At 73.6% G+C, this 11,866-nt stretch carries 8 protein-coding genes and 1 pseudogene; 4 read left to right on the top strand and 5 right to left on the bottom strand.

The genetic code is table 11. From position 1 onward, the window contains the following. Positions 1 to 30: 30 nt before the first annotated feature. Positions 31 to 837 (top strand): annotated as a pseudogene (locus G569_RS65535) (TAXI family TRAP transporter solute-binding subunit); the annotation flags it as partial. Here G569_RS65535 and G569_RS51560 read toward each other — a convergent pair. Together G569_RS51560 and G569_RS0125755 are read right to left on the bottom strand one after the other, a co-directional pair. Then, positions 778 to 2,238: a sensor histidine kinase gene (locus G569_RS51560; protein WP_064750450.1), complete on the bottom strand. Its 1,461-nt coding sequence runs from the start codon at positions 2,236 to 2,238 to the stop codon at positions 778 to 780. The pseudogene G569_RS65535 and the gene G569_RS51560 sit on opposite strands and share 60 nt — an antisense overlap. A 4-nt stretch (positions 2,239 to 2,242) precedes the next feature. Beyond that, complete coding sequence (locus tag G569_RS0125755; RefSeq protein WP_028065569.1) at positions 2,243 to 2,923, bottom strand: response regulator transcription factor; 681 nt, start codon at positions 2,921 to 2,923, stop codon at positions 2,243 to 2,245. Between the two features lie 80 nt (positions 2,924 to 3,003). Here G569_RS0125755 and G569_RS0125760 point away from each other — a divergent pair, with 80 nt between their 5' ends. Further along, positions 3,004 to 3,711, top strand: a complete 708-nt coding sequence (locus G569_RS0125760; RefSeq protein WP_028065570.1) for an SIMPL domain-containing protein — start codon at positions 3,004 to 3,006, stop codon at positions 3,709 to 3,711. A 99-nt stretch (positions 3,712 to 3,810) separates the two neighbouring features. On the opposite strand, the gene G569_RS0125765 is transcribed toward G569_RS0125760, so the two are convergent. The 3 genes from G569_RS0125765 to G569_RS0125775 are packed head-to-tail and all read right to left on the bottom strand — an operon-like array spanning position 3,811 to position 8,150. Then, positions 3,811 to 4,590, bottom strand: coding sequence for a phosphodiester glycosidase family protein (locus G569_RS0125765; protein ID WP_028065571.1), 780 nt, complete (start codon positions 4,588 to 4,590; stop codon positions 3,811 to 3,813). A 56-nt stretch (positions 4,591 to 4,646) separates the two neighbouring features. Continuing rightward, positions 4,647 to 6,125, bottom strand: coding sequence for an Ig-like domain-containing protein (locus tag G569_RS0125770; RefSeq protein WP_028065572.1), 1,479 nt, complete (start codon positions 6,123 to 6,125; stop codon positions 4,647 to 4,649). 12 nt (positions 6,126 to 6,137) lie between these two features. Further along, positions 6,138 to 8,150, bottom strand: a complete 2,013-nt coding sequence (locus G569_RS0125775) for a glycoside hydrolase family 31 protein (protein WP_028065573.1) — start codon at positions 8,148 to 8,150, stop codon at positions 6,138 to 6,140. 116 nt (positions 8,151 to 8,266) lie between these two features. Here G569_RS0125775 and G569_RS0125780 point away from each other — a divergent pair, with 116 nt between their 5' ends. Beyond that, positions 8,267 to 10,519 carry a glycosyltransferase gene (locus G569_RS0125780; protein ID WP_028065574.1) on the top strand — a complete coding sequence of 751 codons (2,253 nt, stop codon included), beginning with the start codon at positions 8,267 to 8,269 and terminating at the stop codon, positions 10,517 to 10,519. Beyond that, positions 10,516 to 11,775, top strand: a complete 1,260-nt coding sequence (locus G569_RS0125785; protein WP_028065575.1) for a glycosyltransferase — start codon at positions 10,516 to 10,518, stop codon at positions 11,773 to 11,775. The genes G569_RS0125780 and G569_RS0125785 overlap by 4 nt, the downstream gene beginning before the upstream one ends. The last annotated feature ends 91 nt before the right edge of the window (positions 11,776 to 11,866 follow it).

Below are 11,866 nucleotides of genomic sequence, written 5' to 3' on the forward strand. Positions count from 1 at the left end.
TAGATGGGGCGCGCGATGCGGGTCGTGCTGATGGCGGTCGTGGTGCTCGTCCTGGGCGGGTGTGTGGGTGAGGGCGCGGGGGCGCCTCGCGGCCACGTGGTGATCGCGGCCGGCGGGACCCAGGGCGTCTACTACGCGTACGCCCACGCGCTGGCTTCGCAGCTGCAGCGCCGGGACCCGGACCTGCGTGTCGACGTGGTCGCGACCAGCGGGTCGATGGAGAACCTGCAGCGGCTCGGCGACGGCGACGCCACGTTCGCGTTCACCGCGGCCGACGCCGCCGCGGAGGCGGTCTCCGGCGGGCCGCCGTTCGGGCGCAGGGTGCCGATCGCCGCGCTCGCGCGGCTGTACGACGACTACCTGCACCTGGTCGCGCCGGCGGCGGGCGTGCGGCGGCTGTCGCAGCTCGCGGGGAAGCGGGTGTCGATCGGGCCGCCGGGCTCAGGGACGCGGTTGATCGCCTCGCGGTTGCGGCTGCCGCGGCTGCACGCGGTCGGGCTGGGGTTGGACGAGTCCGCGGCGGCGCTGCGGGCGGGCCGGATCGACGCGTTCTTCTGGTCGGGCGGGCTGCCGACGCCGGGCGTCGACGAGCTCGCGCGGCAGATGCCGCTGCGGCTGCTCGACCTCCCCGCGCCCGCGGACCCGGACTACCGGGCGGCGGCGATCCCGAGTGGGACCTACGGGCTGGGTCGCCAGGTGTCGACGCTCGCGGTGCCGAACCTGCTGGTCGCCCGCCGCGACGCCGACCCGGCGCTGGTGCGGCTCGTCACGGCGACGCTATTCGAGCGCCGCACGGCGATCGCCCGCGCCGTCCTCGCCGCCGCCGCCCTCGACCGCCGCGCCGCGATCGAGACCGCCCCCGTGCCGCTGCACGCGGCCGCGCTCGACTGGTTTCGCGCCACCAAACCGTAGGTGCGCCTCGAGGCCCCGCGGGCGCCGGGCTCGCAGCTCGAGGCTGCCGCCGCCCTGCTCGAGCAGCGCGCGGGCGATCGCCAGGCCGAGGCCCGAGCCGTCGACGTTCTGATGCCGGCGGGCGCGCCAGAAGCGATCGCCGGCGCGGCGCAGCTCGTCGGCGCGCATGCCGGGTCCTTCGTCGCGGACGGTGAGCGCGCCGTCGGCGACGTGGATGGCGACGACCGAGTCGCGCGGGGCGAACTTGATCGCGTTGTCGAGCACGACGTCGAGCGCGCTGGCGACCGCGACGGGATCGGCGAGGATCGCCGCGGTCGTTTCGCCGGTGCGCTGGAGCGTCATGTGTTTGGCCTCGGCCGCGGTGGTCCAGGCGTCGATGCGTTCGTCGGCGAGGGCGGTCAGGTCGACGGGCTCGGGGCGGGCATGGGTCTCGTCGGCGTTGGCGAGCTCGAGCAGCCGTTCGAGGATGCCGGCGAGGTGGCGTCCCTCCTTCGCCGCCGCGTCCACGACGGGATCCTCGGGCGCGCCGATCGCCAGCGTGTCGAGGCGCAGCAGCAGCGCGCTGAGCGGGTTGCGGAGCTGATGCGAGGCGTCGGCGAGGAAGTTGCGTTGGCGCTGGACGATCTTCTCGACGTTCGCGGCCATCGCGTTGAAGGAGCCGGTGAGGTGGCGCAACTCGGGCGGGCCTGAGCCGTCGAGCGCGCGCGCCGCCATCCGGCCCGTGGCGATCGCGTGCGCGGTGTGGTCGAGGTCGTGGACGGGGCGCAGGATCCAGCGGGTCAGGCGGGAGGCGAGCAGGGCGCAGCCGATCAGCGCGATCAACTCGCCTCCCACGACGATCAGCCAGTCGCGGGCGACGTTGCGTCTGAGCCGCTGGGTGGGTGAGAGTGTGACGACGGCGCCGGTGACGTCGCCGCCGGTGATCACCGGCTGGGCGACGACGAGCGGCGCGCCGCTCCACGGCCAGACCGCGCGTGGCGGCTCGCCGTGGTGGCCGGTCAGCGCGATGCCGGCGAGCCTCCTGACGGGCGCGGTGGCGGTTCTCGTCGTCAGCCCCGGCCGTGACGCCGCGCGGATGCGGCCGTTGTGATCGAGGACGGCGACCGCGATGCCGTAGACCTCGTCGTAGCGGGCGAGGCGCTCGGACAGGACCTGGCGGTCGCCCTGCTGCTGGGCGACCTGGACGAAGCGGTTGGCGTCGTTGAGCCGGTCGAGGAAGACGCGCTGCGTGCGGACGGAGGCGAGGTCCATGCCGAGCGGGACGCCGAGCGCGAGCAGCACGACCGCCAGCAGGCCGCCGACGAGTCCGAGCAGGCGGGTGCGCATCCTCTCACTCCGTGCCGAGCCGGTACCCGACGCCGCGGACGGTCTCGATCAGGCTCTTGACGCCGGTCTTGGAGCGCACGGCGGCGACGTGCACGTCGAGCGTGTGGGCGTCGAACTCGTGGGCGGAGCGCCAGATGCGGCTGAGCAGCCGTTCTCTTCTCACCACCAGGCCGGGGTGCTCGGCGAGGACCTCGAGCAACGCGAGCTCCTTGCGGGTGAGCGCGACCGGGCGGCCGGCGACGGTCACCTCGCGGCGGCCGAGATCGATGCGCACGCCGCCGACGACGACCACGCGATCCTCGTCGGCCTTGGGCGGCGGTGGCTGCGCCGTCGCCACCCGCCGGTGCACCGCCAGCATCCGCGCGATCAGCTCGCGCGCGTCGTAGGGCTTGACGAGGTAGTCGTCGGCGCCGAGGTGCAGGCCGTGGACGCGCCAGCGCAGCTCCGAGCGGGCGGTCGTCATCACGATCGGCACGTCGCGGTTGGCCCGGATGCGAGCGCACAGGTCGAACCCGTCGCCGTCGGGCAGCATCAGGTCGAGCAGCACGAGATCCACAGCGTCATCCAGCTGCGCCAGCGCCTGCGTCACGCCCGCCGCGCGCGCAATCGCGAATCCATGCCGACCGAGCAGATCGCACAGAGCCCCCGCCACTCGGTCGTCGTCTTCGACGACCAGCACCCTCACCGTCACGAACCGTACCACCGACCCGGACCGACCGGTCCGCTGCCACATAAAGGTGCCTGACCCCTTTAGGTTTGCCGACCATGCGCCTCTTTCTGGTCGGTCTCGCCGCCTTCGTCCTGCTCGCCGCGCCCGCCGCGGCCCAGACGCAGCCGGTCGACACCACTCCCACCATCACCGCCGACGGCGTGGGCAGCGCGACGCTGACGCCGGACGTCGCCGACTTCGCCGCGGGCGTGTCGCGTGCCGCCCCGACCTCCCGCGGCGCCCGCGACGCGGCCAACCGCCGGATGGCCGCCGTGCTGAGGGCGGTCAAGGCGGGCGGTGTGGCCGAGGCCGACATCCGCACCGTCGGACTGACGATCCAGCGCCAGCGGGTGGGCAAGCGCAAGCGCGTCCGCTACCGCGCCGAGCAGACCATCCTCATCCACGTCCGCACCGTCTCGACGCTGGCCTCGCTGATCGACGCGGTCGCCGACGCCGGCGCCGACCAGATCTCCGACCCGGACTTCGGCTTCGCCGACCCGTCCAACGGCCGAACCCTGGCCACCCGCGCGGCCCTCGCCGACGCCCGCCGCCGCGCCGACGACGCCGCCGCGGTCGCCGGCCTGCGCATCACCGGCGTGCGCTCGGTCAACCTCGACCCGGACTCCGACGGCGGCTGCTGCAGCGACTCCGGCGCGTCGACCGGCGCAGGCGCGGAGAAGAGCCCGTCGACCCAGGTCCTCCCCGGCACCCAGGACTTCACCGAACGCGTCCGCGTCGTCTACACCGCGGCCCCCACAACCTAAACCCCACCTAAATTACCTGACCCTTTATCGTGGCCTTAGGTCCACAATCGGCGCTGCGCCGCGGTGCGAACCTAAAGGCCACCTAAGGTGCCAGGCACGTTAGGTGCGGTTTAGGAAGAGGAGGGCGGTCGAGACCGGGCGGCCGCCCGCCTCGGGGCGTTCCCAGGTGGCGCGGGGGTGGTTGCGCAGGCGGCCGCCGCTGACGAGTGAGGTGGAGCCGCCGCCGTCGAGGTTCATGCCCGAGGTGCAGCCGAGCGCGACGAGGAGCTCCGCCAGCTCCTCCAGCGTCAGGCCCGCGTCGAAGCGGGAGCGGCCGTCGCAGGCGACGGCGAACAGCTGGTCGTCGGAGAGGCCGAGCGCGGCGCGCGGGTGGCGGCCGGCGGTGATGTCGGAGTCGAACTGGGACTCGCCCGCGCTGAAGCCCTCGGCGTCGACGGCGCGGGAGAAGGCGACGCGGCCGTCGCGGACGAGCAGCGGCCCCGCCTGCAGCAGGTCGCCCGCGGGGGCGGGGTCGAGCTCGCAGCGCGGCGCGATCGACGCGACGCCGCCGCGGACGTGGACGCAGGCGCGGATGCCGCCCCACGGGGCGTCGAAGGGCACGAACGGGCGGGCGACGCCGCGCGTGCGGACCTCCCCCAGCGGCAGGCCGAGCGGGCGGGTGAAGAAGCCGCCGACGAGCGCGTCGTCGACGCCGTGCTCGCCACACCACGCCTCGAGCTTCGCCTGCCCGCGCAGGACGGCGACCTGGAGCTCGGTGCTCGCCGCGTCGTAGCGCGCGACGTGGACCATCGTGTGAGCACCGTCGGCCAGCTCGATCCGGGCGCTGCGAACGCGGTCGGACGAGGGCCGGCGGAGTGGCTCGACTGAGGCGAACGCCATGAAGTCCAGAATCGTCCGCGCTGCGCGCCCGGATGTGAACAGCCCGTTGGGCTAGTTCAATTGATCTTCGGGGCCAACGCCTTCCGCGTCTTGAGGACGTGGACCGCCTTCGCCGACCCGAGCGTGACGGTCACCGTGAGCTTCGCGGTCGTCGGCAGGCGGCGGAACGCGGCCAGGTCGACCGTGCCCTTCGCGTCGCGCTTGACGTAGCGCTTCTTCGGGCAGCCCTTGCCGGAACAGACGACGGTGACCGTCGCGCCCGCGGGCACGCCGGTCGCGCGCAGCGACTTGAGCTTCGTGCCCTTGCCCGATGCGCTGAGCGCGAAGGTGAGCTTCTGCGCGGCCGGGACGCTGGGCCCCGGCAAAGCGGTGGGCGGAAACCACGTGACCCAGCTGCGCAGCACGCTCGCGCCGAGGTTGCCGGCGCCGTCGGTCCCGCGGACGCTGAACGAGTGCTGACCGGGCGTGAGGCCCGACAGCGTCAGTGGACTCGAGCAGGCCGAGAACGGCCCGCCGTCGACGCTGCACTCGGTGCTCCCGGCCTCGTTGAGCGAGAACGCGAACGTCTCGGCGTCGACCGCCTGCAGAGAACCCTGGCCCGGCCCGGAGAAGGGATCGAGCGAGGCGACGGGCGGGGTCGAGTCGACCGTCCACGTGCGCTTGGCGGGGATGTGATCGCCGTAGACGCCGTCGATCGCGCGCACCGAGAACGTGTGCTGCCCGTCGGCGAGTGGGCCGACCTGGAACGCGACGTCGCCGCTCGCCGGCTTGTTCCCGCAGGCCACGAACGACGCGCCGTCGAGCGAGCACTGGAACGCCACACCCGCGACCGAGCCGTACTTGAACGTCGGCGAGCGATCGGCCGAGACGTCCGCGGGCCCGGCCGTGAGCGCCGTGTCGAGGATCCGGAAGGTGAGCGGCGAGGTCTGCGCGCTCTGGTTGCCCGACGGGTCGGTGGCGCGGGCGCGGACGGTGTGCGTTCCCTCGGCGAGGCCGAACGATCCGTCGCACGGCCCGCTGACCACGTTGTCGATCGTGCACGTGCTCGAACCGACCGTGTCGTTGGCGACCAGCGCGAACGAGACGCTGCGCTCGTGTGTGGGGCTGTATTGCGGGAGGACGAGGGAGATCGTCGGCGCCGTGGTGTCGGAGAACGTCGCGACCGCGATCACGTCGTTGACGCCCTTGGAGAGCGCGCCGAAGATCTGACAGCCCGTGCTGGGCTGGTCGCAGCCGCCGCAGTTCGCGCCGCTGACCGTCGTGCAGCTCCAGGACACGAGCGACGACTTGTTCGGCTGGGCGGCGTTGGCCATCGCGGTGAAGGCCGCCGCGGACGAGGACGCCTCGTCCTTGTAGCCCACGTCGTACGTGCCGCAGTTCTTCGTTTGCGCGGTGCCGACGGTGGACTCGCAGGACAGCGCACCGCTGATCTTCCCCGGCCCGTGGACGAGCACGGTCACCCGCAACTCGGAGGCCTGCGCGGGGGTCGCCAGCGCACCCAGCAGGCACGCCAGCACGACGACGATGCGGATCAATGTGGTCCTTTCTCAGCGCGATCGGAACGTGATCTCGCGCCCGGCCGTTGCGGACCACTCGCCCCGATTCCACCGGATCACGGTGCCGTCGGCCAGACGGCTAACCGCACGTCCACATGACGGTTCGCCCCACAATGTGGCCTCCAGTGGCTTGACATCGTCGCCGAGTCCACGTGCGACCGCGTCTTCCGGGTAGGTGGCGATGATCGCCCCGCGCCGCACCCACACGGGGATGCGACCCAGCGGCGCCGGCGCCCGCACGACGCCGCCGCCCGCGATCTCGGCGCCGTCCCAGGTCGCGATCCAATCGCCGGCGGGCAGGTCGACCTCGACCTGCCGCGCGCCGTTTTCCAGCACCGGCGCCACCCACAGCGACGGGCCGTACCCGTACGCGTCCGCGACCGCCCAGTCGCCGTGGCCGATCAGCGCTCCCGGGCGGATGATCGGCAGCCCGCACCGCGCCGCGGTCGCCGCCGCGGCCAGCACGTACGGCACGAGCCGCTCGTGCAAGAGGATGTAGGCGCGGTAGAGCGCGAGCGTCTCCTCGTCGTAGGTCCACGCCTCCTGCTCGAAACGCGAGTGGGCGTGCATCAAGGGGGTGAAGCAGCCGAACTGCACCCACCGCAGCAGCAGCTCCTTCGGCGCCCGCGACATCAACTGCTCGCCCAGGTACCCGCCGATGTCATGCGACCAGTTCGAGAAGCCGGAGGCGGCCGCGGTGAGCGTCGCCGCCACGAGCGTGCGCAGCGACCAGAAGTCCGACGGCTGGTCGCCGCCCCAGGTGATGCCGACGGCCTGCTGGCCGGTCCACCCGGGGCGCCCGAAGAGCACGCCCTCGCCCGGGTGGACCTCGTCCAGCGCGCGCTGCATCGAGCGGCGGTACTTCAGCCCGTGGCCCCACGCCGCGGCCGCCCCGGTGGTCCCGTCCGCGAAGCGCGCGTCGTCCGGGATGTACCAGCCCTCGCCGTCGTCGGCCTTGATCCCCTGCACGCCGAGCGCGAGCACCCGCTTGGCCTGCTCGCGCCACCACGCCTCGGCCGTCGGCGAAGTGAAGTCGACCGGGGAGCCGGTTCCCATCCACCACTTGGCCACCAGCGGCTCGCCGTCGCCGTCTCGCACGAACATCTCGGGCTCGTAGTTGGGCGCGGGAGCGCGGTGCAGCCGCTCGGACTCTGCGTCCGGCGGGTACTGGCCGTCGTCGGAGTCGAGGTTCACCCACGGCGCAACCCACACCACGGTCCGCACCCCGTCCGCGCGCCAGCGGGCGATCATGCCCTCCGCGTCGGGGAACTGGTGCGGGTTGAACTCCCACGTGTTGTATTGCGTCGCCCACGGGGAGTCGAGGACGATCGCGTCGAGCGGGAGGTCGTGCTCGCGGTAGCCCCGGAAGTCGTCCTCGGCCTCGGTCTCGTGGTTGTAGACGTCGCGGCTCTTCCAGTGGCCGTACGCCCACTCGGGCAGCACCGGCGGGAAGCCGGTCAGCTCCAGGAACGCGCGCAGGCGCGCGAACGGGGTCGGGTGGGTGAAGAAGTGCACGCGCAGCGGGCCCGCGTCGCGGCGGGTGGAGAGCACGACCTCGTCGCCGAGATCGAAGCGGGCCCCGTGGCCGTCCGTCTCGATCCACGCCGCCCACCCGCGGCTGGCCAGCAGCCACGGCACGGGGGCGTAGTCGCCCTGGGGGATGCCGCCGAGCTCGAGCATGTCCGGCGGGCAGTCGGGTCCGGTGTACGCGCGGTCGGCGCCGAGCTGCAGGCTGCGGCCGGACTGGTCGACGTGCAGCCCGTGCCGGGCGCCCAGCCCGATGAACTGCTGCTGCGGATGACCGGGCAGGACGAGCCCGATCCGGTGCACGCCCTCCGGCGCCTCCACGGTCACGACCTCGTGGTGAGGACCGACCGTCTCGCGCCTCGGCGACACGAGTCCGTCGACCGGGTCGTCGAGCTCCTCGGAGGCCATCACGCCCTCGGTCAGCTGGATGAACTCGTCGTGGGCCCTACCCGCCCACGTCCGTACGCCGAGCTTCATGACGCTGCACCTTCGCCACCGGAAAGCGTTCGCCCCCAGACCGTTCACACAACCGTCACGAGGTGTTGTCCGCTTGGTCACAAACCCCCTGCAACGGCGCCCGATTCTCCAGAGACATGAAGACAAGCCGCGCGGACCTCCACTGCCACTCCACGGCGTCGGAGGAGTCGAAGCTCGGCGTCCAGCGCGCCCTCGGCCTGCCCGAGTGCGCGACGCCGCCGGAGGAGGTCTATTCCCTCGCCAAGCGCCGGGGGATGGACTTCGTGACGATCACCGATCACGACACGATCGATGGCGTCATGACGATCGCCGACCGGCCCGACGTCTTCGTGTCAGAGGAGCTCACTGCTCACTTCCGCGGCGAGCCACAGGCTGTCCACATCCTCTGCCTCGGGATCACGCCGGACGATCACGACTGGCTGCAGGCGCACAGCCATGACGTCGAGGTCGTCGCGCACTACCTGCACGAGAACGAGATCACCTGCGCGCTCGCGCATCCCTTCTACGCGGTCGAGGCGCCGCTGCTGCCGCGCCACCGCCGCCGGCTCGCGCAGCTCTTCGACACCTGGGAGGTCCGCAACGGCTCCCGCGCGCGGGAGCTCAACCACCCGGCCGCGATCTACGTCGAGACGCACGGGGGGACCGGCGTCGGCGGGTCCGACGACCACGCGGGCGTGGACATCGGCCGCACCTGGTCGATGACGCCTGAGGCCGCGACGACCACCGAGTTCCTCGCGCACATCCGTGCCGGCCGCGTGAGCGCGCACGGCGAGCAGGGCTCGGCCGCCAAGTGGGCGCACGCCGCGATGGCGCTGGCGATCCGCGCGCTCGGCCGCGGCGAGGCCACCGACGCGCCCGATCCCGCCGCGGTCCTGCGGATGGTCGAGCGCGTGATGCTCGAAGGCGACGCGCGCACCGGCGCCATCGGCTGCGACCTCGGCCCCGAGGACGCCCGCGCGCTCCTGCGCGCCTGGCTGGACGCGGTCGACCTGCACATGAGCGAGGCGGAGCTGCTGGCGCTGCTGCAGTCCGACGGCTTCTCGCACGCGGACCTGGAGCGCCGCGCGCGGCGTCACCACGAGCGCCGGCTGCAACGCGCGGTCGCGACGGCGGTCGCCGACCCGTCGCAGATCGCCGCCGCCGCGCAGGAGGTCTTCACCGCCTGCTTCGCCGCGATCCCCTACGCCCCCGCCACCGCGTTCCTCGGGCGCGAGAAGAGCAAGCTCGCCACCCGCGACCACGAGCCGGTGCGCGTGGCGCTGGTGGCGGACGGGATCGGCTCGATGCACGGCGTCACGCACACGCTCGACGAGATCCGCGAGCGCGGCGTGCCCGGCTTCGAGGTCGAGGTCATCGGCACCGACCCGCACGTCGACCGCCGCCTGAGCGCGGTCGCCGAGGTCGAGATCCCGTTCTACGCGGGGCTGAAGATCGGCGTCCCGTCGTTGCCCGCCGTCGTCGAAGCGCTGGCCGAGGGCCGCTACGGCGTCCTGCACCTCTGCTCCCCCGGGCCGGCCGGCGTGGCCGCGGCGATGATCGGCCGCGTCATGCAGCTGCCGATCGCGGGCTCCTACCACACCGAGCTCGCCGCCTACACGGCGCTGCGGTCCGGTGACGAGGGGCTCGCCGCGGGGGTCGAGGTCGCGCTCGGCGCCTTCTACGGCGGCTGCGACGCCGTCTTGTCGCCGTCGGCCGTGTCCGACGAGCGCCTGCGCGCGCTCGGCATCGACGAGAGCCGGATCGGCCGCTGGGACCGCGGCGTCGACCTCGGGCGGTTCTCACCCACGCTGCGCACCCGCGCGGCCGACGGGCGCATTCGCGTGCTGTACGCCGGCCGACTCACGAAGGAGAAGGGCGTCGACCTCCTCGCCGACGCGTTCCTGGCCGCGCGGGCGCGCGACCCGCGCCTCGAGCTCGTCCTGGCGGGCGGCGGGCCGGAGGAGGACGCGCTGCGCGCACGGCTGGGCTCGGCCGCGACGTTCCTCGGCTGGCTCGAGGGCGACGCGCTCGCCCGCGCCTACGCCGACGCGGACCTCTTCCTCTTCTGCTCTCAGACCGACACCTTCGGCCAGGTGGTGCTGGAGGCACAGGCGTCGGGGCTGCCGGTCGTCGCCGTCGACGCCGGCGGCCCCACCGAGCTGATCGCCACCGGCCGCTCGGGCGTCCTGTGCCCCCCGCGCGCCAGCGCCCTGGCCGACGCGGTCGCCGGCCTGGCGGGCCAGACGGCGTCCCGCAAGCGCCTCGCCACCGGAGGCCTCGCGGCGGTCCGCGACCGCACCTGGGAAGCCTCGCTCGCTGCGCTGGGCGCCGGCTGGCGCCGCGCGATGGCCGCCCATGAGGGCGAGGCAGCAGGAGTCCGCGCGGCATGAACCTGATCGGCGGTGAGCGCAGCGAGAGCGGCGCCACCGCCGCCGGGCCGCGCGCGCGTTTTGACCGCACGGCCCCACGCCTCGCCGCGCCGATCCTCGACGACCTGATGGTGGAGGACGCCGCGTCCGCCCGCGACGGCGACGGGGCGCCCCGCCGGCCCGCGCTGCGGCTCGTCACCGCGCGCCCCCTGCGCGTCGTGGATGTGGCCATGTGGTACGGCGAGCGGTCCGGGGGCATCCGAACGTACCTCGATGCCAAGACCGCGTTCGCCCAGCGCACGGGCGCCTTCGAGCACCGGTTGGTGGTGCCCGGGATCGTGCGCAAGGTGACCGACCACACGTGCTCGCTGCCGTCGATCCGCGTCGCGAACTCCAACGGCTACCGCTGGCCGATCGGAACGCGGCCCCTGGTCGACCTCCTGCGCGAGCTCGACCCTGACGTCGTGCTGCTGCACGACCCGTTCTGGGCGCCGCGGGCGGTGCAGTCGATCGGCGTGCCGGTGGTGATGGTCCACCACGGGTCGCTCGACCTGGACGCCAACGCGATCCCCGGCCCCACCCGCGTCTACCGGCCCGCGCTAGGACGCTGGCTGCGGCGCGCGTACGCGGGTGCCGACGCCGTCATGTCGGCCTGCGACCCGCACCCCGACACCGGTCGCGGCGCGACGATGCCGCTGCGCTTCGGCCTCGACACCGCGTTCTACCCCGAGGGCGACGAGCAGCGCGGCGACCACGTGCTCTACGCGGGACGGATCGGGCGTGAGAAGGGGGTCTTCGAGCTCCTCGAGGCCGCCGCGCTGAGCCGCGAGCCGTGGCCGCTGTGGCTGATGGGCACCGGCAGCGCCGCGAAGGTCGTCGACGCGCAGATCCGCCGGCTCGGGCTCGGCGACCGCGTGCGCCTCGTCCCGTACGAGCGCGACCGCGACGCCCTCGCCTCCGCCTACCGCAGCGCGCGCTGCGTGGTGATGCCGGGCGAACTGGAGACGTTCGGCCTCGTCGCGTTCGAGGCCGCCGCGTCCGGCGCCGCGACCGTCGCCTGCTCGAACGCACCATCGGCCAGCCTGCTGGGAGACCTCGTCCACACGTTCCATCCGGGCGACCCGCGCGCGCTCCTCGACGCGGTCGAGCGCGCCCGAGCCGCCGAACCCGACCGCCTCACCGCGGCGCGCTTCGCCGCCGCCAACCGCTGGGAGCGAGCCTTCGCCGCCGAACTCGCCGACCTGGAACATGTCGTCGCGCAGAGGAGAGCTGTGTGACCCCCACCCCCGAACCGCCCTGGAGCACGTCCGGCCCCAGGCCCGCCCGCACCACCTCACCCGTGCCCCGCGGCCGAGCGGCGCCGCCGGC

Source organism: Solirubrobacter soli DSM 22325, from assembly GCF_000423665.1.
Lineage (GTDB): Bacteria > Actinomycetota > Thermoleophilia > Solirubrobacterales > Solirubrobacteraceae > Solirubrobacter > Solirubrobacter soli.

What these genes read in the sequence shown, in the direction of transcription:
- G569_RS51560 (WP_064750450.1), bottom strand. Translation starts at nt 2,238, where the DNA reads ATGCGCACCCGCCTGCTCGGACTCGTCGGCGGCCTGCTGGCGGTCGTG.
- G569_RS0125760 (WP_028065570.1), top strand. Translation starts at nt 3,004, where the DNA reads ATGCGCCTCTTTCTGGTCGGTCTCGCCGCCTTCGTCCTGCTCGCCGCG.
- G569_RS0125765 (WP_028065571.1), bottom strand. Translation starts at nt 4,590, where the DNA reads ATGGCGTTCGCCTCAGTCGAGCCACTCCGCCGGCCCTCGTCCGACCGC.
- G569_RS0125775 (WP_028065573.1), bottom strand. Translation starts at nt 8,150, where the DNA reads ATGAAGCTCGGCGTACGGACGTGGGCGGGTAGGGCCCACGACGAGTTC.
- G569_RS0125780 (WP_028065574.1), top strand. Translation starts at nt 8,267, where the DNA reads ATGAAGACAAGCCGCGCGGACCTCCACTGCCACTCCACGGCGTCGGAG.
- G569_RS0125785 (WP_028065575.1), top strand. Translation starts at nt 10,516, where the DNA reads ATGAACCTGATCGGCGGTGAGCGCAGCGAGAGCGGCGCCACCGCCGCC.